We start from the raw sequence: 21,389 nt of genomic DNA, 5'->3' as shown, positions 1-21,389 counted from the left end.
GGCGGGCCGTCCTACGGCGCGATGAGGCGCGCGGCCGCGCGCACGGTGGACGCACGGCGATCCGCGACCTCGGGGGCCGCGGCGTCGAGGGCGTGCAGGGCCGAGGTACGCGCGAGATCGGTGAGCAGGGTGAGCAGCGTCAGCGGGTGAAAGGCGTCGGTGATCAGACCGGCGCGCTGGCCGCGCCGGAGCTCGGCGAGCTTGGGGGCCACAGCGCGCGCAATCGCCGCGTCGGCCTCGGGGATGGCGGTGCGCTCGAGCTCGGCCCAGGTCTGCAGGCGGGCGTTGTCGGGGTGGGCCAGGTAGTGGTCGAAGAGCCGTCCGGCGTAGGCGGGCAGATCGCCGGCGTCCAGCGCGGTGACCCGGGAGGTCTCGGTGACCCACTGGTCGGTGACCGCGGCGTACAGCTCGTTCTTCCCCGTGAAGTAGGCGTAGAGCCGGTCCTTGCTGGCCTGGGCGGCCGAGGCGATGCGATTGATCCGGGCGCCGGCGATGCCGTATTCGGCGAATTCGGCCTTGGCGGCGGCGAGAATCCGATCCCTCGTGGCGTGTCCGGCTGCGCGCATGCCGGAATCCTATCTTGCCGAACCAAACGGTTCGGGTGTAGGTTTCCCGAACTGAATGGTTCGGGAAACTGGAGGCGTCATGGCGGACACGATCGAACGGTGGCGGGAGCTGGCGGCACTGTCCGAGGGGGTGTCGCCCGCCGAGCTGGACGAGCTCTGGGCCGGGCTGGAAACCGTTCGCGCACAAGACATCCTGGGCGAGTGGAAGGGCGCTGCCTTCCGCACCGGCCACCCGCTGTGCCGGGCGCTGGACCGCAGCCGCTGGTACGGCAAGAACTTCCGCTCCCTGGCCGACGCCGAACCGCTCATCTGCCGGGCCGAGGACGGTTCCCTGTTCTCGAACGTGGAGCTCGGCGGCGGCCTGGCCGGGCTGTGGAACGTCGAGTTCCGCGGCGAGGTCACCGCGACCATGGTCTACGACGGGCGCCCGGTGTTCGACCACTTCAAGCGGCTCGACGACCGCACCCTGATGGGCATCATGAACGGCCGCGCCGAACAGGTGCTGGCCGACGGCGAGCACTTCTACTTCCTGCTCGAGCGGGTCTGACCGTGCCCGCCACCACCGCCGCCCTCTCCCGGGACCCGCGCGCCGGATTCCACATCGAACCCGTCCTGGTGGACGAGCCGCGGGCGGACGAGATCCTCGTGCGCGTCGAGGCCGCCGGCATATGCCACACCGACCTGGTCTCCCGCGCCGCCGGCAGTCACGAGCGACCGGTGCTGCTCGGGCACGAGGGCGCCGGAACCGTTGCGGCGGTGGGCGCCGGGGTGACGGGGGTGCGGCCCGGCGACCGGGTCGTGCTGACCTTCCGGCACTGCGGCGCCTGCCGCAACTGCCGGATCGGCCGCCCGGCCTATTGCGCGCAATCGGTGCGACTCAACCAGTTCGGCGCGCGCCCGGATCGCACACCCCGGGTGACGGCGGCGGGAAAACCGGTGCGGGACGGCTTCTTCGGCCAATCCAGTCTCGCCGGGTACGCGCTGAGCACACCGGACAACACCGTCGTGGTGCCGCCCGCGACCGACCTCACCGTCGCCGCGCCACTGGGCTGCGGATTCCAGACCGGCGCCGGCGCGGTACTCAACGTGCTTCGCCCGGAACCCGATTCGACACTGGTGATCTTCGGCGCGGGCGCCGTCGGCCTGGCCGGACTGCTGGCGGCGCGGACCCTGCCGGACACCCGCGTCATCGTCGTCGAGACCACCGCCGAGCGCCGGGCCACGGCCCTCGAACTCGGTGCGGTCGCCGCCCTGGATCCGGCGACGGACAATGTGGCGGAGGCGATTCGCGACCTCACCGGCGGCGGTGCGACACACGCCCTGGACACCACCGGCAGGCCCGATGTGCTGGCCACCGCGGTGAGCGCGCTCGGGGTCGGCGGAGCGGTGGCCGCGGTCGGGCTCGGCGCGGGCGTTCCGCCGATCGACGTCCGCGATCTGGTCCTGACGGGCAAGTCCGTGCACGGCTGCCTGGAGGGGGATTCGGTTCCCGCCCGGTTCATTCCGGAATTGCTCGCACTGCACGCCGCCGGCAGGCTGCCGCTGGAGCGGCTGGTGCGGTCTTACCCGCACACCGACATCGACCGCGCCCTGGCCGACCAGCGTGCCGGGCAGGTCGTCAAACCGGTGCTCACCTGGGAGTAGGTCAGGGCTTGCGGCCGACAGCGCAGTAGCACGACACCTTGCGGTCGAAGGTCGGGGAGATGTCCATGGTCTGCGCCAGCCCCCAGCGATGCGGGGGCACCACGCCCGGTTCGACGAGTTCCAGGTCGGCGAACCAGGATTCGAGCTCGGCGTGGGTGCGGACCTGGGCGGGCAGTTTGCGGATCCGGTAGACCTCCTGCGCGGCCTCGACCTGTTCGGGCGCGAAATCCGCGGTGATGGTGCAGATGACCAGGAACGAGCCGGGCGCCAGCGCGTCCATGAAGGTTCGGACTATGCGGTGGATATCGTCCTCGACGAAATGCAGCAGCGCGATCATGCTGACGCCGACCGGCTCGGACATATCGAACATCTCGACGAGTTCCGGTGCGCGCAGTATGGATTCGGGATCGGTCACGTCGCCGTGGATGTAGGTGGTCGCGCCGGATTCACCGTCCGCCATCAGGGCGCGGGCATGCGCCAGCACCAGGCGGTCGTTGTCGACGTAGACCACCCGGGCGTCCGGGGTCGTCTCCTGGGCGATCTGGTGCAGATTGGGTTCGGTGGGGATGCCGGTCCCGATGTCGAGGAACTGCCGGATGCCGGCTTCGGCCAGGAATCGCGTACTGCGGTGCATGAACTGGCGGTTCACCCGGGCCGCGATGCGGATGTCCGGCCACACCTTCAGGATTTCCTGGGCGGCACGCCGGTCGGCTTCGTAGTTGTCCTTGCCGCCGAGAAAGTAGTCGTAGACGCGCGAGGTGTGCGGCACCTCCAGCGAGAACTCCCCATTCATTTCCCAGCACCGTTCAATCGACCGATCGAGCGCAAACCCTTGGCACAGGCTAGTCGGCGCAGCGGTCCAACCGTGAGGTTTCGTGCCCGGGATTTTGCTCGCAATATTCGCCGGGTAACGGGGTATGACGTCACCGTACCGAGCCGCACCCGCCGGCAGTATTCGACAGTTCCGGAAGAGGACCCATGCGACGCCACCTGATCGCCGCCTGCATGTGCGCGGCGGCCCTGACGATTCCGGCCTGCGATTACGTCGGCGGCGACAACGGCGCGACACCGTCCGCGCTGTCGACGAGTCCGGGCGAGGCCGCCCTGACCACCTCGAAAAACCTGCTGCCGCCGGAGAATACGCGATCGGTCTCGGTGCCCTCGGGTATCGCGCCCGGCGTGCTGCGCCGCGAGACCTGCGAGAAGTTCGCCGAACGGTTCGAGACGATTCGCCGCGACTCCGGTCAGGAGGGCGTCGATCGGGCCGTCGCGCAGGCGCTGGACGAGTTTCCCGGAACCCCCGACTGGCAGGTCTTCACCGAGGAGCAGCGGCAGGCTTCCCTCGATGGCGTGCGGGACGCCGGGGCCGACACATGCGAGTGACGCGCGTAACCGCCCGCCCAGTTAATAGCTACGACATGTAACAGATACCATCTGGTTCGTGGCCAAATTGAAGGTTTCCGTAGATGTCCCGATCCCGCCCGATCAGGCCTGGGCGCACGCCTCCGACCTGGCCGAACTGGATAAGTGGCTGACGCTGCACGAGGGGTGGCGCGGACCGGTGCCCGAGGGGCTGACCCCCGGAACCAAGCTCGTCGGCGTCGCGACCGTCAAAGGTTTCCGCAATCGCGTCACCTGGACGGTCAAGACCGCCGAACCGCCAAACCGGCTGGTCCTGACCGGTGCGGGCATCGGCGGCACCAAATTCGGGATCGAGCTGAGCGTCAAGCCCTCTCGTACCGGGTCGGACGTGACCGCCAATTTCGAACTCGGTGGCGCGCCGCTGTTCGGGCCGATCGGCTCGGCCGTGGCGCGGGCCCTGCGCGGGGACGTGGAACGGTCCCTGGACAAGTTCGTCGAGCTCTACGGGCGCTAGGAATCCCGGGTGCGTCCGCCCCGCGGCGATACGTCTCGCCGCGGGGCGGACTCACCTCTCAGCCCTGCCGCTGCCGGGCCGCGGATCGGTTCAGCTTCGCGAACGCCTGCCGCAGCTGGATGATTCGGATGCTGCCCGCCACCGCCATCACCAGCAGACCCGCCACCGCCGCCACCAGGATCGCCACGCCGATCGGCAGGGTGAAGTGCCAGCCGAGGAAGCCCAGGCGCACGCTCTCGGTGTTCTGCACGACGAAGATCAGCAGGGCGACACCGAACAGGCCGCCAGCGGTAAGCCCCACCCAGACGCTGCCCGCGCGCGTGCGGCGCATGCGGGGTTGCGGGGGTTCGGGTTTCGGCTCGACGGACGGCGGCGGCGCGGGCGGCTGCACCGGTGGCTGCGTCGGCGGCGCCTGGGGCGGCTGCGCCGCCTGCGGCTCGTGCGGTGGCTGCTGCGGCGCGCCCGGCCTCGACACCACGGGGATGTCCCGTGTCGGCCGGTCGGGCGGAACGCTCTGTTCTCCGGGTTTCACAATGACCTCCTCCGGTCTCTCGCGACCGGCGGGTTCGCATGCGTCCCAGCGCCGGTCCGACACTGAGGAAATGCCCGAATATCGGCCGGTGAATCGGCGGGCATGCCATACGGACGCGGGTGCTCGGCGCAGGAGCCGGCTGAGCGGCTACTTCGCCGCCACACGAAACGGCCGGGCAGCCCGCCGGAGCGCACGGTTCGAGGGACCGCCCTCCCGGCCGGCGTGCCGGGCGAGCCCCCGCACGGCATCACCGGCGGACGCGACCGCAGCACCGGCGGCCGGGCACTCGGCGGCCACCCGCGGATGCGCCACCGGTTCCCGGCGGGAGCACGTCGAGCGACCCGCTTCCCGAGCGGCGAATTGTCGCCGGGGCTAGGCGACCCCCACCGGTGCTGCGTCGGTGCGCGGGAGATCCTTCGGGGCCGCGGAGTTCAGGACCTCGCGCAGCGTGCGGGCTTCGGCGGCGAGGCGGGTGGTCCCGCGACGGTCGGCCAGGGGATGCAGGGCCGGGTAGTCGGCGGTGGCGCCGCAGCGGCGGGCGCAGTCGGCGGCGACCGCGAGCACGTCGGCGAGGCCGTTGGTGCCGCCCTCCCCGAGCAGGACGGGCAGGAAGGCGTCGATGATCGGCCACGCGCGGTGCGGGCCCAGCGCCGACACCGCTTCGCGCAGCGAACCCGCCAGGCGCTTGTTGGGCGTCTCGGGGCGCAGGCACTTGACCAGCAGGTGTGGTTGCAGCTCGCCGGCGGCGGCCAGGCTGACCAGGGCGTCGACGCCCGCGGTCCGGTACCGCGCGTCATCGCCGCCGAGCGCGCGCATGACCTGATCGTGCACGGCCTTACCCTTCTGCCCGGGCAGCTCCGCCAGCAGCAGCACGACGTAGGGCACGCTCGAATCCCAGAAGTCCCAGCGGGCAAGCACTTCCGGATCCGGGTACTCGATCGCGGCGATGGCCAGGAAGTCCCACCTGCGCTTGGGACCGCGGCGCGCGGCGCGCAGCGGCTCCGGGAGGTCGGTGGGCGGCTGCCCGGCCAGGACCGCCGCCAGCTCGCGGGCCTCGGGCGTGCCGAGCGCCGTGGCCGCGGCGCGGGTCGCGGCGTCGGCGCCCGGCGCGACGCGTACCAGGGCCTGTGCGAATTCGATGGGGCCGGGCCGGATTCCGGCGGCGTGGAACAGACGCAGGCGCTCGAGCAACTCGGCGGCGTCGAGCTGTCCGTTGTCGTAGGTCGGGGTGGCGAGCGCGCACGGCGGCAGCGGCGCTTTCGACAGCACGATCTCGGCCCATTCGGCCATGCGCGCGCCCAGGACGGTGGCTCGCCGATCCAGCGACGGCCGGTAGGTGATGATGCCCAGCGCGATGGCCGCCGCGGTCAGCGGCCCCCACGGCTGCTGACCCCACCAGTTGCGCTGTCGCGGTGCGGATTCGATCGACCGCACGGTGCTCAGATCGGGGTCCAGCGCCGGGCGCAGGGCGGCGTCCAGGCCCGCGGGGTCGGCGTGCGCGAAGCGGACCAGGCCGTCGAAGAATCGTTCCCCGCCCCGGGCGTCGTCGCGCGAACGGGCGGAGAGCCAGCGGTAGACATCGGCCAGTTCGTCCGGGGTAGCGGGGATGTCGGCCAGCGGTGCGGGCGCCGGCGGAGACGGCAGGTCGAACGGCTCCTCGACTTCCGGCTCCGGCGCGACGGCGAGGTCCATCCGGGTGTCGTTGTCCGCCTTGGGCAGATAGCGGGTCACCAGTTTCTCGGCTCGGGTGCGGAGCGTGGCGTCGTCGATGGCGGCGGCCAGCTCGGCCCACAGCCGCACGGCCGCGGAGATGTGCTCGGGTTCGGCGCGCACGATGCGCTCGAGCCAGCTCAGTTGCGCGCGAACGAGTTTCTTCTCGGGCCGGGACAGCACTTCGCCGGAGAGCGCGACAGCATCGGCGGAGGAGTACAGCCCCGCGCCGTGCAGGGCGATCAGTACGCCCTGGGCGTGCCCGGCCACGGTCGAATGGCTCTCCACCAGCAGCCGCGAGTAGGTGTCGGCGCGGCTCGCGCATTCGGCGGGCTCGGCGGCCAGCCCGGCGAGCACACTCAACCGGCTCGCGGTGTCGGTGGTGCGGCCGTCGGCGCGCAGCAGGGCGTTCAGGGCACAGGTGTGCAGCTCTTCGCGATCGACGATGCCTTCGCGGGAGAACGTGTTCAACACGTGCGGCCAGGATTCCGCGGGCCGGTCCGGGTCGCTCATCAGATACAGGTCGTTGACCTCGACCAGCCGGCGCGCCAGGACGGGCAGGAACGGATCCGAGCGCAACCGGTCGATCAGTCTCGGCTCCGCCGACAGCTGATGCTCGCGCCAGCGCGGGGGCAGTTGGTCGCGGTCCGAGCGCGCGACCCAGGCGGAGACGAAGGCGTCCGTGGTGGGCACCGGTGCGCCCGAGGTTCGTACCAGGTGCACGATGAGCGGGAAGTAGGGCAGGCCGCGCCAGCCGTCCTCGCGCCCGGCGGCGAGCCGCGCGGCCAGGTCGGCGCGCCAGTCGTTGTCGCGTCCACCGGCCTCGAGGCAGGCCAGCAGCAATTCGGGCCGGGTGCCGACATGCCGGGTCACACCGGTGGACAACCACTGTGCCACGGCGGTGGGCGTCGACAGTGCGCCCAGACCCCACAGTTGCACCGCCGCATGGGATTCCGATTCCGCCTCCCACCAGCTCCGCCGGGGCAGCTTCGACCGCGCGCTCTTCAGCGCCGGGGACAGCGCTCGGCGTTCGGCCTCGGACATGGCCGCCAGCAGCACGGGGATGTGGGCGGGACGCGTGCGCGACAGGCGCTCGGCGTCGAAGATCTCGGTCATCAATACCCTTGGGAAGTCAGCGATTCGGCTATCGGAGCGCGGCGAGCGCGGAGTTGCGGGTGATGCGAACGGCCAGCGCGTGCCGGCACGGGCCGCGCCCGCCGCCGGTTTCGGCCCACCAGTCGCAGGTGCACCGGAAGGTACCGTCGGCGGCCAGCCGGACCCGGTGGACGAAGCCGCCGGAGACGACATCGGCCATCTCGCCGGCCTCGAGCCGCACCGCCCCGGCGGCGACCAGTTCGCGCGCCGCCTTCAAACGCGGGTTGTGCCGTTCGACTCGTCCTGCGGCATAGGGCAATTCGCGGTGGTAGTGCGCGGCCTCGGCGAGATCGTAGCCGATGCGGCCGTCGACGCCGAGGCGGGTGAGAGCGGCCCGGACCCGATCCACGGACAGGCCCGATTGCGCGGCGAGCGCGGCCGTCTCGATCCGGGGATCCCAGGCCAGCAGGACCGACAGCAGTTCGGCGTCCGCCTCGGTCTCGGGATCGGCGAGGGCGCTCAATACCGTTCCCTCACCCGAGAATCCGCGCCCGGTCTCGGGCGACAGCGTGAGCGTCAGGCGCATGCCCGGCAGCGCGATCTCCCACGCCGACGCCGCCAGCCCGCCGTCCGGGGCGGCGTCCGGGCCGTACAGTCGCAGCGAATCGGCATGGCGCAGTACCCGATGCAGGGTGGACAGCCGTTGCGGGCCGGGCAGGCAGACCGCGCCCGGCATCGGGCGCGAGGTCAGGCGCAGCCGCCCGTCGGCGGCCACCACCCACTGCCCGCCGCGGGCGGCGGTGCCGCCCGAGCGCGGCAGCGTCCGCAGGAAGCGCGTCGCCTCGGTGGCCGAGATCTCGGCGCGCAGCGTGAATCCGGCGGCGATGACCTGTGTTTCGGCGAATCCGCGCAGCCAGCGATCGGGCAGCGGGACCTTCTTCTCCACCACGCGATCACCGAGCGTGGCCACTGCCAACTCCTGCGGGCCCACGGTGAGATGCAGCGGATCACCCGCGGTGACGCCGTTGAGCGCGTCCCGCAGCGGGGTGTTCACGTCCACATTCGTTGTGCCGTGGCCGATGTCGCCGTCCAATCCGGCGTCGAGGACGTCGAGGCGGGCGTGCACCCCGCAGCAGGCCGAGAACGATTCGAACCGTAGCCGGTCGCCGTTGCCGGTCACCACCGGGTCCAGCAGCGACGATCCGGTCCGGCGCGGATCGTAGTACCGCGCCGCGGCCACGTCGGCGACCGCGAGCAGGCCCGCCGCCGCGAGCTCGGGGCGGGCCAGGAACCCTTGGAAGAACGTGGGATTCGCGACCTCGCCGGCGGGCGTGCGACCCCCGCTGGTCTGCAGGCCGAGCAGGTCCCGCCCACCCGAACGATCGAGGCCCGACGGCCGGAGGTAGGTGAGCGAATGCGTCGCTGTCGAACTCATGCGACGCACGGTAGAGCGGGGTACCGACAGCGAATCGCGCGTCAGGCCACGGGGGCGGCGGCCACTCCCCGCGTGGCGTTCGTCCGGCGGCGGGCGGCGGCGAGCCGCTTGCCGATCACGCCCTGTCGCGGCGCGAACAGGTAGACGAGGGTGAAGACCGCGCCCTGCACGACAACGATCATCGCGCCGGAGGCGGTGTCCAGGTGATAGCTCAGGTACAGGCCGGTCACCGCGCAGAGGGCCGAGACCGTGGGCGCGATCAGCAGCATGCGGCCGAAGCGATCGGTGAGCAGGTAGGCCGTGGCCCCGGGAATGATGAGCATCGCGACCACCAGGATCACCCCGACGGCCTGCAGCGCCAATACCGCCGTGAGAGCGAGCAATCCGAGCAGCGCGGTGCCGATCAGCTTGGGGTGCAGGCCGATCGCGTGCGCGTGGGTGGGATCGAAGGCGTAGAGGGTGAAGTCGCGGCGCTTGAGGTACAGCGCGGCCGCCACGATGACCGCCAGCACCGCGACCTGGATCAGTTCCGCCCGGCTCACGCCCAGCAGATTGCCGAAGATGATGTGGTTCAGGTCGGTTTGGCTCGGCGTCACCGAGATCAGCACCAGGCCCGAGGCGAACAGGGTGGAGAACACGATGCCGATGGCGGCGTCCTCCTTGACCCGGCTGGTGCTGCGCACCACGCCGATCAGGGCGACGGCCAGGAAGCCGAAGATGATCGCGCCGACGGCGAAGGGCGCGCCGACGATGTAGGCCAGCACCACGCCGGGCAGCACGGCGTGCGAGACCGCGTCACCCATGAGCGACCAGCCGATCAGCACCAGCCAGCAGGACAGCATGCCGCACACCACGGCGGTGATCACGCTGGTGAGCAGGGCCCGGGTCATGAACTCGTAACCCAGTGGGTCCAGCAACATTTCGGACAGGCTCATCTCAGCCCGCCTTCGGCAGCACGTCGCGGGCGGGCAGATCTCGCTCGGGCACGTCGCGGTCGAGCACGTCCATGCCGAAGGCCAGCGCGAGGTTCTCCGGGCGCAGCACCTCGCGCGGATCGCCGTGCGCCAGCACCCGCCGGTTGAGCAGGATGGCCTCGTCGGCGAGACCGGGCAGCGCGTGCAGATCATGGGTGGAGATGAGTACGGTGACCCCGTCCGCGGCGAGTTCGCGCAGCAGGGTGGTGATGGTCGCCTCGGACCGCTTGTCGACCCCGGCGAAGGGCTCGTCCAGCAGCAGAACCGTTGCGCCCTGGGCGATTCCGCGCGCGACGAAGGCGCGCTTGCGCTGTCCGCCGGACAGCTGGCCGATCTGCCTGCCCGCCAGGTCCGTCAGTTCGACCCGCTCCAGCGCGTGCGCGACGGCCTCCCGGTCCGCGCGCCGGGGTCTGCGGGTGAAGCCCATGTGGCCGTAGCGGCCGGTCATCACCACGTCGCCGACCGAGAGCGGGAAGCTCCAGTCCACGTCCTCGCTCTGCGGAACATAGCCCAGGACACCGGATTTGCGCGCGGCCGCCGGGGCGCCGCCGTTGATCAGCACGGTGCCGCGATCGGGGCGGACGAGTCCCATGATGGATTTGAAGAGCGTCGACTTGCCCGAGCCGTTCATGCCGACGAGTCCGCAGATCCGGCCGCTGCCCACGGTGACGGTGACGCCGTCCAGGGCGAGCAGGTCGCCGTAGTGCACGCTGACGTCGGCGACGTCGATCGCCGCGTTCATGACGCGCGCCCGGTCAGTGCGGTGCTGATGGTGGCCGCGTCGTGGCGGATGAGATCGAGGTAGGTGGGCACGGGACCATCACTCTCCGAGAGGGAATCGACGTAGAGGGTGCCGCCGAACTTGGCGCCGGTCGCCTCCACCACCCGCTGCATGGGCGCGTCGGAGACGGTCGATTCGCAGAACACCGCGGGCACCCTGTTGGCGCGCACGAAGTCGATGGCCGAGGTGATTTGCTGCGGAGTCGCCTGCTGCTCGGCATTGACCGCCCAGATGTACTTCTCGGTCAGCCCGGCGTCGCGGGCGAGGTAGGAGAAGGCGCCTTCACAGGTGACCAGCGCCCGCTCGTTGGCGGGCAGCCCGGACAGGGTGCCGACCAGATCGGTGTGCACCTGCTGCAGCTTCGCCTTGTAGGCGTCGGCGTTGGCGCGGAAGTCGGCGGCGTGCGCGGGCGCGAGCTTCTCGAACGCGCGAACCATGTTGTCCACGTAGATCTGCACGTTCAGCGGCGACATCCACGCGTGCGGGTTCGGCTTGCCCCGGTAGGCGTCCTCCCCGATCGCGATGGGCGTCACCCCGTCGGTGACCACCACGTGGTCGACCTTGACATCGGTGACGAACTGCCCGAACCACGCCTCGAGGTTCAGCCCGTTGTCGATGATCAGATCCGCCTTGGACGCCTTGCGGATATCCCCCGGCGTCGGCTCGTACCCGTGGATCTCGGCCCCGACCTTGGTGATCGACTCCACCGCCAGGTGCTCCCCCGCGACATTGCGCGCGATATCGGCCAGCACGGTGAACGTGGTGAGCACGGTGGGCTTGCCGTCCCGATCCGCACCGCCGCCGCACGCGGTGAGCGCGAGCGCGACCGCGCACACACCGCCGATCGATATCAGCGCGCGCAACGGCGAGCGCCCCGAGCGCAAGAGCCAGACCTTCATCACCTGAATATAAAGTTCGGTTCCCCTAACTTTCAAGACCGGGCGTTCGAATAACAGCTGGATCACAGTCCGAACATGCGCGTCGACCGGGCTTTCACCGGTCCGATCCACCCCTTCGCCACCCATCCACGAATGCGTTGCTGGATATTCGCCAGAACTCCCGAGTGCCGGTTCGAATATCGAGAAGCGCCCCAAAATCGGGCAGGTTGCACGGGTCGATCCCGACCCGGGAACGCGACGCGGATCGCTTCCCGCGCGGCCGGCAAACACCGCGCGACCGGGCGGTGGCCGAGATGTGACGTATGCCGCAGGAGCTATCCGCGGGCGACTTCTGAGGTTAGCCTATCCTCGCTTGAGGCTGGCTCGGTTGTCCTGTCGGTTCCGGCGCGGATGCCGGGCAGGCCGGGGCGAGCGTGCGCGGAGCCGGTGGGACGAGTGAACCATGCCGTTCGTTGGCGCGCCGTTCGCGGCGCCGGCTGAGGAGAACGCGTGTGATTGGACTGTACGACCCGGAGCAGGAGAAGAGCAGTTGTGGCGTCGGGTTCCTGACCCGCAAGGACGGCGTCCAGACACACGAGATCATCCACAAGCTGCACGAGGCGCTGTGCGCGGTGCCCCATCGCGGGGGCATGTCCTCCGAGGGCGTCGGTGACGGCGCGGGCGTGAATCTCGATCTGTCCCTGCGGTTCTTCGCCGAGCTCACGGGCCGGGCAGACCTGCGGCTCGGGGAGTTCGGGGTGGGGAACTTCTTCCTGCCCGCCGACCCCGAGCGCGCCGCCGAGGCCGAGACCGTCATCGAGAACGCGCTGCGCGCACAGGGATTCGAGATCCTGCTGGTCCGCGACGTGCCCACCGACGACAGCGCCGTTCGCCCGGCCGCGGTCCGCTACCAGCTCCCGGTGCGGCAGTGGGTCTTTCGGGCCAACTCCGACCGGCGCATCCACGACGCGCTCATGGCGATCGAGGCGGTCGCCTACACCCGGCCCGAACTGCGCGGGCTGTACCCGCTCTCGCTCAGCGCCCGCACCCAGGTGCTCAAGGGCAGGCTGAACTCGCACGAGGTGGTGCCCTACTTCCGGGACCTGAACGATCCGCGGATGCAGGTGCACTCGCTGTTCTTCCACACCCGGTTCTCCACCAACACCGCCCCCGATTCCACGATGGCGCAACCGTTCCGGTTCATGGCGCACAACGGTGAGCTCAACACCGACAAGAAGAACCGGCTCTCGGAGAACGCGCTCGCCCGCGCCCGCAGCCGGGCCATCGTGCGCCCGGCCGGCCAGTCCGACAGCTGCCGCCTGGACCAGACCCTGCAGAACCGGGTCATCGAGGACGACCTGGATCTGGTGACCGCGGTGGTCGCCATGATGCCGCCCGCCTGGGAGAACGACACGACCCTCTCGCCGCGGGTCACCGCCATGCTCGAGTACTTCAGCCTCTACGAGGAGAAGAACGACGGCCCGGCGGCACTGGTCTTCGGCGACGGCGTGATCATCGGCGCCCGGCTGGACCGGCTCGGCCTGCGCCCGCTGCGCACCGTCGAGACCACCGAGTACCTGGGGGTCATGTCCGAAGCGGGACAGGTGTACTTCCCGCCCGAACAGGTGCTGGTGCGCGGGCGCATCGAGGCCGGCGGCATGCTGTTCTTCGATCACGCGGCCGGGCGCGCGTACGGCACGACGGCCGCCCTGGAAATGCTGGCGGCCCGACACGACTACCCGGCCCTGCTGAGCGCCGCCCGGGTGAACATCGCCGATCTGCCGCCCGTCCCGCCCGAGAACCAGAGCGCCCCGGCGCGATACGACGGCGATCTCACCCGGCCGCAGCGCTACGTCGCCTACTCGCTCAATCAGGAGAGCTTCAAGTTCCTGATGGATCCCATGCTGGCCACCGGTCAGGAGAAGATCTCGGCGATGGGCTACGGCGCGGCCATCAACGCGCTCTCGGACCAGGAAGGCGGTGTGGCCAAGTACTTCTCGCAGCGCTTCGCGCAGGTCACCAACCCGCCGCTGGACAGCATCCGCGAGGCCGACGGCATGACCCTGCGGGTCGCGCTGGGCGCCAAGCCCAACAGCGGCGCGCAGGCCGCGCCGCAGATCGTGGTCCGCTCCCCCATCCTCAACCACCGGGACATGCTCAAGATCCGTGAGCAGGGCGATACGCCGGTGCGGCGCTTCGGTATGCGCTATCGCGCCGACCTGGCCGATCCGGCCGCCAACGCCGCGGCGCTGGTGCGCGCGGTGGACGAACTCTGCGACCAGGTACAGGAATTCGCCCGCGAGACCGGTGGCATCGCGATCATCACCGACCGGCACGTCTCGGCCGAGCGCGCCGCGCTGCCGCTCATCCTCGTCGTCTCGGCCATCAATCAGCGGCTCATCGAAGAGGGTCTGCGCCTGCGGGTTTCGGTGATCGCCGAGAGCGGTCAGCTGTGCTCCTCGCACCACGTGGCCGCGGTGCTGGGCTTCGGCGCCTCGGCGGTGTACGCGCTGTCGGTGCAGATGCGGGCCGAGGAGAAGTACGGCGACGACGCCGACAGCGCCTTCGCGCGGTTCGCCAAGGCGGCGGAGAAGTCGCTCATGAAGACCATGGGCCGCGTCGGGTTGTGCACCGCCGAAAGCTATATCGGCGGCGAGTTTTTCGAGCCCAACTACCTCGACACCGCGGATCCGGTGCTGCGCAGGTACTTCCCGAACGTGGTCTCCCCGGTGGCGGGGGTCGGATTCGCCACGCTCGCCGCGGCGGTGGCGGATTGGCACGCGCGGGCCCGCACGGTGCGCGGGGAGCAGGACATCCCGCTGCTGGGCCTGTTCAAGGAGCGCGCGGAAGGGGCCGGGCACTCCTACGGCACCACCGCGGTGCGCGGGTTCGTCGACATGACCGAGGAGGCCATCTCCTTCGACGACACCGCGCGCCCGCACAATCCGGCGATGGCCGACGCCACGCACCTGCGGCTGCTGCCCCTGAATCAGCTCGAGGGCGCGTTCGGGCTCGACGACAACGCCTACCGCAACACCAGTTTCGACGAACTGACCCCGCGCGCCATCGACAGCTTCGACATCACCGCGGGCTACCGCAATTTCGTGCGGGCCATGAACGCCGAACGCGCGCGGCGGCCCGCCGCGCTGCGCGACGTGCTCGCCCTGCCCGCCGATGTGAACTTCGTGCACACGGCCGACGAATTCCGCGGCGAGATGGGGCAGTTCGCGCGGTCGGGCAACAACTCCTTCCTGGTTCGCGGGTTGACGTGCGAGCGGGAAGGCGACGTGTTCACCCTGCGGCTGGCCCACACCCCGCACCGGCTCGCGGCGCTGGCGCAATCGCTGCGTGCCCGATTCGGCGCGGATATCGTCGAGGCCGAGGTCAGCGCCGAGGACCTGCGCGTACGCGCCACCGGTGCGGCCGCGGACTACCTCGCGGCGGTGGACACCGCGCCGGCCTCGATTCCGCTGGGAAAGGTCCAGCCCGCCAGCGAGATCACCGCGACCCTGGCCTCGGGCGCCATGAGCCACGGCGCGCTGGTCGCTCCGGCGCACGAGGCGGTGGCGCACGGCACCAATATGGTGGGCGGACTGTCGAATTGCGGTGAGGGCGGGGAACACATCACCCGCTACGGCACCATTCGCGGGTCGCGCATCAAGCAGTTCGCGTCGGGCCGTTTCGGGGTGTGGGCGGGCTACCTGGCCGATCCCATGCTGCGCGAACTGGAGATCAAGATCGGCCAGGGCGCCAAGCCCGGCGAGGGCGGGCAGCTGCCCGCGCCGAAGGTGACCGTCGAGATCGCCGCGGCGCGCGGAGGGACCCCGGGCGTCGAACTGGTTTCCCCGCCACCGCATCACGACACCTATTCGATCGAGGACCTGGCCCAGCTCATCCACGACTGCAAGGCCGCCCGGGTACGGGTCATCGTGAAACTGGTGTCCTCCGAGGGCATCGGCACCATCGCGGTTGGTGTCGCCAAGGCCGGCGCCGACGTCATCAATGTCGCGGGCAACACCGGCGGCACCGGCGCGGCCGCGGTCACCAGCCTGAAGTACGCGGGCCGCTCCGCGGAGATCGGCGTCGCCGAGGTGCACCAGGCGCTGTGCGCCAACGGTATTCGGCAGAAGGTCGTGCTGCGATGTTCGGGCGCGCATCAGACCGCGAGCGACGTGGTCAAGTCCGCGCTGCTCGGCGCGGACAGTTTCGAGTTCGGCACCACCGCGCTGATGATGCTGCGCTGCGTCATGGCGAAGAACTGCAACATCAAGTGCCCCGCCGGTCTCACCACCAATCCCGAAGTCTTCGAGGGTGATCCGCGCGCGCTGGCACAGTACCTGCTCAACATCGCGCACGAGGTCCGCGAGATCCTGGCCACGCTCGGCGTGCCGTCGCTGCGGGCGGCGCGCGGGCGCAGCGACCTGCTGCACCTGCTCGACCACCCCTCCTCCATCGGCCGCCTGGACCTGCGCCGAATGCTGGCCGTGGCACCGGAATTCGTCGTCGAGAACCCGATATACATGGAGAAGGACTACGCGATCGACGACTCCTTCCTCGCGGCGCTCACGCTGAACGGCGCGGTGCTGCCGCCCGTGGCGCTGACCAACCGGAACAAGGGCGTCGGCGGCCAGCTCGCCATCGACATCGAGCGCATGCTCAATCACGATGCGGCAGACGGTGACGTGGTCGTCACCGACGATCGCGGCCGCAGGCACCTGCAGCCCGGCAGCGTGCGGATCACCACCACCGGGTCGGCGGGCCAGAGCTACGGATTGTTCTGCAACGACGGAATCAGCCTGACCCACATCGGAACCTGCAACGACGGCGTCGGCAAGAGCGCCTGCGGCGGCGAGATCATCGTGCGATCCCCGGGCGGCGGTTCCACCGAGCCCGGAGGCAGCGTGCTCATCGGCAACTTCGCGCTGTTCGGGGCCTCGGGCGGGCGGCTGTTCGTCGACGGCGAGGCCGGTGACCGGTTCGCGGTGCGCAACTCCGGCGCCTCGGCGGTCGTGGAGGGCGTCGGCGAATTCCTGTGCGAGTACATGACCAACGGCGCGGTGCTCAACATCGGCGGCTTCGGCAAGGGCGTCGGCAACGGCATGAGCGGCGGCTTCCTCTACCAGTACGATCCGGACGGCGAGCTGGGCGCGAAGGTCAGCGCGGATTCGGTGCTGGTTCTTCCGGTCACGGACGCGCCGTTCCACGAACAGGCCGCGCGCACGCTGCTGGAGTGGCACGTCGAGGCGACCGGGTCGGCCCGGGGCACGGCGTTGCTCGCGGACTGGGAGACTACCCGCGCGCACCTGGTCTACGCCATGCCTCGCGCGCTGCTGCAGTACCAGGACGCGGACGCGATCCTGGCCGCCAAGACGCGCAAGGAACTGCTCGACGAACTCGCCACCGCGCTGTCCGGGCATCAGGTGCGCAAGTTCAAGCTGTCCTATCGCGACGCGCGCACGGTGCTCGGCGGCGCGGTGCCCGGGTACGGCGACACCGATACCGAGGAGATGTACGCGCTGCTCAACACCTACACGGTGCTGAACATGGCGCAGCAGCTCGCGATGTCGCGGATGCCGGAGGTCACCGCGGTGCAGGATCCGCGCATCGGGGCCGCGGTGCGCAATCTGGTGCTCACCGAGGACTTCTTCCTCATCCAGAAACTGCAGAAGTACGCCCGCGAGGCCATCGACGGATTCGGTGACGAGGATCTGGCGGTCATGGTCGCGGACAAACGACTCACCGACTACAAGCGGGCGCTGAGCGAGCGCAACGTGCGCTCGATGGACAGTCCCGGCACCTACGGCTGGATCCTCTACCAGAGCGCCAAGAACATCGACCGCATCGGTCGCCTGCCCTCCTTCGAGGAACTGTTCGCGCACAAGGCGATTCCGGTCGTCGCGCTGTCCGGTCCCTCCCTGCAGACCACCTGAAGAGCGAGTACATGAAGATCGCCTACATTCCCGAGGATGCTCCGTTCAACGAGGACCAGCGTGCCTGGCTCGCCGGATTTCTGGCCGGATTGCACTCCCGGCTCGCCATGGCCCCGGCCTCGGCTCCGGCGAACGCCGACACCGGCGCTCCGCGACCGTCCCTGCGCATCCTGTACGGCAGCCAGACCGGCAACGCCGAGGGCCTGGCGGCCGACACCGCCGCCGCGGCCACCGCGCAGGGGTTCGACGCGCGGGTGAGCGGACTCGACGAGATCAAGCTCGACGAGCTGGTCGGGTTCAAGTACGTGCTGGTCATCACCTCCACCTACGGGGAGGGCGAGATGCCAGACAACGCCGAATTGTTTTGGGAGGCATTGTCTTCGGAGACCGCGCCGCGGCTGGAGGGGCTCGCGTACGGCGTGCTCGCGCTCGGCGACACCGGGTACGACGGCTACTGCCAGGCAGGCAAGCTCATCGACACCCGGCTGGAGCAGCTCGGCGCGCACCGCGTGGTGGGGCGCACCGACTGCGACATCGACTACGAGACGCCCGCGGCCGAATGGGTGCGCGGCGCGGTCGCCACGCTGGTGACCCTCGCGGGGGCGGGCGGTACGCCCGGCACCCCGCCGCCCAGCACCGTCGCGCGGTCCGGCTGGACCCGCAAGAATCCCTATCCGGCGCAGCTGCCGGTGAACCGGCTGCTGTCGGGGCCCGAGTCGGGCAAGGAGATTCGGCACATCGAGTTCGCGCTGGCGGACAGCGGCATCGCGTACGAGGCGGGCGACGCGCTGGCGGTGTTCCCGGAGAACAATCCCGCGCTGGTGGCCGCCATCGCGGACCACTTCCGGGTGTCGCCGGACACCGTCGTGGACGGTGAGCCACTGCGCGCGGTGCTGGGCCATCGGTACGAAATCAGTACGCCCACCAAGGATCTGCTGAGCGAGGTGGAGAGCCGCGCGGAGAACGAGGAGCTCTCGCACGTGCTGCGCGGTGGCGTCAAGGACGTGCTCGACCGGTGGCTGTACGGCAAGGACATCCTCGACATCCTGCGCATCGGCGGCGACGTGCTCGCGCTGGAGGAGTTCATCGGGCTGCTCAAACCGCTCCAGCACCGGGCGTATTCGATCTCCTCGAGTTCACTGGCGCATCCCGATCGCATTCACCTCACCGTGGCCGGGGTCCGGTATCAGCACGCGGGGCGCGATCGCGGCGGTGTGTGCTCGACCTACCTGGCCGATCGGTGCGGTGACGCGCGAATCTTCCTGCAGCCCAACAAGTCCTTCCGCGTGCCGGGATCGGACGACGCGCCGATGATCATGGTGGGGCCGGGGACCGGGATCGCGCCCTTCCGGGCGTTCCTGCAGGAGCGGGAGCAGCGCGGGGCGGGCGGGCGCAACTGGCTGTTCTTCGGTGATCAGCATCGCGAGCACGACTACATCTACGCCGAGGAGCTGACCGGCTGGCACGAGTCGGGGCTGCTGAACCGGCTGGACCTGGCGTTCTCCCGGGATCAGGCGGACAAGGTCTACGTGCAGACCCGGATGCGCGAGCACGGCGCGGAGCTGTACGCCTGGCTGCAGGAGGGCGGGCACTTCTACGTGTGCGGTGACGCCACCCGCATGGCCAAGGACGTCGACCGGGCGCTGCACGAGATCGTCGGCGAGCACGGCGGATTCGACGCCGACGCCGCCGCCGACTACGTCAACACCCTCAAGCGCGAGAAGCGGTACGTCCGCGATGTGTACTGACGGCCGCCGCTGCGAACACTGCCCCGCCCGCCGCGTCGCCGGCGGGGCCCGGGTGGTCGCCCAGGCGCTGCCCGCGCTCGGCCTGACGGTCACCGCGACCGCGAACGCCGCGGCCCTGCTCAGCCACACCGGCGAGTACCTGCCGCCCGCGTTCCCGGGCGAGGCGCTGGCCTGCGGCCCCGAGGGCATCGCGCTGCGGCTGCATCCCGGCCGCATCACCGATATCCACCTCACCCCCCGCGCGCTGACCCTGGCCGACGCGTCGGGAACCCATCGCGCCTACTTCACCCCGCAGTCCGATCCGATGCTGATCGAGGCGATCGCGCTGGCGCCCGCCGCGCCGCCGGAGCCCGAGACGCCGCTGCGCTGGTCCGAGCTGGATTGGTGGGACACCGACCAGATCTCCCACCTGGACGCCCTGACGACCGACCGCTACCACGTCCTGCCGTTCACCGGCGCGCGCCGCGTGGAGCCCCGCGTGCTCCCGCACCTGCTGTCCCACCTGGCCGACCTGTCCCTGCCCTTCACCGTCGCCGTTCCCGGCGGCGGCTGCCTGCAACTCCATCGCGACCGCGCCGCCCTGGTCGAACACGAACCCGACCACGTGTCGGTGGTCTTCGGCGCCGCCCGCTACGCGATGAGCCCCCCGCACATCCGCGAGTGCTGGCTGACCCACTCACACGGCCCGACCGGCGTCACCTCCGCCCTGGAGCTCTACGACCACGACAACCGCTGCGTGACGGTCCTGACCCAGACCGGCTCGATCTGCCCCCACCTGCACCAGGCCTGGGAGACGATCACGGCCTCCCTCCCAGATCCGGGCACGTAAGGGTGCACACCCACCCGCTCACATCGACAAGACCTGCGATACCAAAGGGCCTCGCCGATGAATGCTGCTCCAGTACCACGACCGGTATACAGATCGATATGAGCAAGCAGATCACCATCCTCCTGCCGGATGAGCTCGTCGATTTCGTCGATGCGCAGGTCGCGGCCCAGCATTGCGGCAGTCGAGCCGCCCTGATCGTCGCCGCCCTGGAGCACTATCGCGAACACACGATCGGGGAATCCATCGTCGCCGGTTACACCGCTGTCCCCGACGGCGACGACCTCGACGAGTTCCTGTCCGACGCGACCCGTTTCGAGTGGGGTGACGAGTCAGGCCGATCCACATCGCCCGACCGGGCACAAAACTCAGACCCGCGCCAGCGCGCGAGATAGCACCACGAGCCAGGACGGGGCCGGATATCCTGGGGGCGAACCGAACTCGGGCGGATGGGGACGTCGTGGAGCACGGGCGAGCGAGCCGGACAGCACTGTCGATGGCGCTGATCCGGGCGGCACACGGGGCGAGTGCGGGGGCAAGGCTTTTCGACGACCCGCTTGCCGCGCGCCTGTGCGGGCTCGAGGCGGGCGAGGTGTCGGTCGCGGCGGAGAACTGGATTCCGGAGGTGTTGCACCCGTGGATCCTGGTCCGGTTCCGGGTCGCCGAGGACGCCATCGGGGCGGCCGTCGGGGCGGGGGTTCGGCAGCTGGTGATCCTGGGGGCGGGGCTGGACACCTTCGGGTACCGGAACCCGTATCCGGGGCTGCGAGTGTTCGAGGTGGACCATCCTGACACGCAGGAATGGAAGCGAGAACGGTTGCGGGACGCGGGGATCGGCGTGCCCGAGTCGGTGGCGTTCGTGGCCGCGGACTTCGAGGGGGACGAGCTGGGCTACGCGCTCGGGGCGGCGGGGTTCGACCGTACGGCGCCGGCGATCTTCGTCTGCCTCGGGGTGGTGATGTATCTCAGCCGGGCTGCCACGCTGCGGCTGTTCGCCTTCGCGGCGGGGCTCGACGCGCACGCCGAACTCGTCGTCGACTATAACGATCCGGCCGCCACCCGATCCGCCGAACAGCGCGCGATGGGAGCGGACGTGCTGACCAGGGTCGCCGACCAGGGTGAGCCGTGGCAGACGTTCTTCGCACCCGCCGAGCTGGCCCGCGAACTCGAAGGTCTGGGCTTCGACCGCATCGCCGACACCTCCGTGCCGGAAACCCTGTCGCGCTACGGATTCGACCCGGACCCGAAGTACGACGTGTTCGCCGGGCGCATCGCGCACGCCGTCCGCGAGTAGCTCCATCGCTAACGCGAAAACCCCGGGCTCGAAGGGTTTCGAGCCCGGGGTTTCCATCGGGGTTGTTCCGGCGCGTCGCGAGCGATCACCGGACCGAGCC

The 21,389-nt window shown here is 70.3% G+C and carries 17 protein-coding genes; 9 read left to right on the top strand and 8 right to left on the bottom strand.

All coding sequences use genetic code 11. From position 1 onward, the window contains the following. Positions 1–11 precede the first annotated feature (11 nt). Positions 12–566: a TetR family transcriptional regulator gene (locus tag ACWDOP_RS07215; protein WP_456344345.1), complete on the bottom strand. Its 555-nt coding sequence runs from the start codon at positions 564–566 to the stop codon at positions 12–14. Between the two features lie 79 nt (positions 567–645). Between ACWDOP_RS07215 and ACWDOP_RS07210 the strand changes: the two genes are divergently transcribed. After that, entirely contained in the window at positions 646–1,113 is a 468-nt protein-coding gene (locus ACWDOP_RS07210; RefSeq protein ID WP_454203444.1) for a DUF4334 domain-containing protein, read from the top strand. A 2-nt stretch (positions 1,114–1,115) separates the two neighbouring features. Next, the gene (locus ACWDOP_RS07205; RefSeq protein ID WP_456344344.1) at positions 1,116–2,210 is read left to right on the top strand and encodes an NAD(P)-dependent alcohol dehydrogenase; all 1,095 of its coding nucleotides are present in this window, start codon (positions 1,116–1,118) and stop codon (positions 2,208–2,210) included. A gap of 1 nt (position 2,211) precedes the next feature. Here ACWDOP_RS07205 and ACWDOP_RS07200 read toward each other — a convergent pair whose 3' ends face one another. Then, a complete protein-coding gene (locus ACWDOP_RS07200; protein WP_454203446.1) occupies positions 2,212–3,003 on the bottom strand; it encodes an SAM-dependent methyltransferase in 792 nt (263 codons plus the stop codon). Positions 3,004–3,188: 185 nt separating this feature from the next. On the opposite strand from ACWDOP_RS07200, the gene ACWDOP_RS07195 reads away from it, so the two are divergent. Both ACWDOP_RS07195 and ACWDOP_RS07190 read left to right on the top strand, forming a co-directional pair. Next, positions 3,189–3,593 (top strand): hypothetical protein, encoded by a 405-nt coding sequence (locus tag ACWDOP_RS07195; RefSeq protein ID WP_456344343.1) that lies wholly within the window; start codon positions 3,189–3,191, stop codon positions 3,591–3,593. A 58-nt stretch (positions 3,594–3,651) separates the two neighbouring features. Continuing rightward, entirely contained in the window at positions 3,652–4,086 is a 435-nt protein-coding gene (locus ACWDOP_RS07190) for a type II toxin-antitoxin system Rv0910 family toxin (RefSeq protein WP_379001917.1), read from the top strand. Between the two features lie 58 nt (positions 4,087–4,144). Here the strand turns inward: ACWDOP_RS07190 and ACWDOP_RS07185 are convergent, their stop codons facing one another. The 6 genes from ACWDOP_RS07185 to ACWDOP_RS07160 form a co-directional block, all read right to left on the bottom strand. After that, positions 4,145–4,618 (bottom strand): LapA family protein, encoded by a 474-nt coding sequence (locus tag ACWDOP_RS07185; RefSeq protein WP_456344342.1) that lies wholly within the window; start codon positions 4,616–4,618, stop codon positions 4,145–4,147. A gap of 372 nt (positions 4,619–4,990) precedes the next feature. Continuing rightward, positions 4,991–7,444, bottom strand: a complete 2,454-nt coding sequence (locus tag ACWDOP_RS07180) for a hypothetical protein (RefSeq protein ID WP_456344341.1) — start codon at positions 7,442–7,444, stop codon at positions 4,991–4,993. Positions 7,445–7,472: 28 nt separating this feature from the next. Continuing rightward, positions 7,473–8,858: an SWIM zinc finger family protein gene (locus tag ACWDOP_RS07175; RefSeq protein ID WP_456344340.1), complete on the bottom strand. Its 1,386-nt coding sequence runs from the start codon at positions 8,856–8,858 to the stop codon at positions 7,473–7,475. Between the two features lie 41 nt (positions 8,859–8,899). Then, positions 8,900–9,793, bottom strand: a complete 894-nt coding sequence (locus tag ACWDOP_RS07170) for a metal ABC transporter permease (RefSeq protein WP_456344339.1) — start codon at positions 9,791–9,793, stop codon at positions 8,900–8,902. 1 nt (position 9,794) lies between these two features. Then, positions 9,795–10,574, bottom strand: a complete 780-nt coding sequence (locus tag ACWDOP_RS07165) for a metal ABC transporter ATP-binding protein (RefSeq protein WP_454203452.1) — start codon at positions 10,572–10,574, stop codon at positions 9,795–9,797. Continuing rightward, positions 10,571–11,512 (bottom strand): metal ABC transporter substrate-binding protein, encoded by a 942-nt coding sequence (locus ACWDOP_RS07160; RefSeq protein WP_454203453.1) that lies wholly within the window; start codon positions 11,510–11,512, stop codon positions 10,571–10,573. The genes ACWDOP_RS07165 and ACWDOP_RS07160 overlap by 4 nt, the downstream gene beginning before the upstream one ends. Before the next feature lie 491 nt (positions 11,513–12,003). On the opposite strand from ACWDOP_RS07160, the gene ACWDOP_RS07155 reads away from it, so the two are divergent. The 5 genes from ACWDOP_RS07155 to ACWDOP_RS07135 all read left to right on the top strand — a co-directional run bounded on the left by ACWDOP_RS07155 (position 12,004) and on the right by ACWDOP_RS07135 (position 21,289). Then, positions 12,004–17,421 carry a glutamate synthase-related protein gene (locus ACWDOP_RS07155; protein WP_456344338.1) on the top strand — a complete coding sequence of 1,806 codons (5,418 nt, stop codon included), beginning with the start codon at positions 12,004–12,006 and terminating at the stop codon, positions 17,419–17,421. Positions 17,422–17,432: 11 nt separating this feature from the next. Beyond that, positions 17,433–19,169 carry a diflavin oxidoreductase gene (locus tag ACWDOP_RS07150; RefSeq protein ID WP_456344337.1) on the top strand — a complete coding sequence of 579 codons (1,737 nt, stop codon included), beginning with the start codon at positions 17,433–17,435 and terminating at the stop codon, positions 19,167–19,169. Next, the gene (locus ACWDOP_RS07145) at positions 19,159–19,998 is read left to right on the top strand and encodes a hypothetical protein (protein WP_456344336.1); all 840 of its coding nucleotides are present in this window, start codon (positions 19,159–19,161) and stop codon (positions 19,996–19,998) included. Before ACWDOP_RS07150 ends, ACWDOP_RS07145 begins: the two co-directional genes overlap by 11 nt. 98 nt (positions 19,999–20,096) lie before the next feature. Beyond that, positions 20,097–20,390, top strand: a complete 294-nt coding sequence (locus tag ACWDOP_RS07140; protein WP_456344335.1) for a ribbon-helix-helix domain-containing protein — start codon at positions 20,097–20,099, stop codon at positions 20,388–20,390. A 65-nt stretch (positions 20,391–20,455) separates the two neighbouring features. Then, positions 20,456–21,289 carry a class I SAM-dependent methyltransferase gene (locus ACWDOP_RS07135; protein ID WP_456344334.1) on the top strand — a complete coding sequence of 278 codons (834 nt, stop codon included), beginning with the start codon at positions 20,456–20,458 and terminating at the stop codon, positions 21,287–21,289. Positions 21,290–21,389 lie beyond the last annotated feature (100 nt).

This window comes from Nocardia sp. NPDC003693 (assembly GCF_053981095.1).
This window is presented reverse-complemented; position numbering and strand designations above follow the sequence as displayed.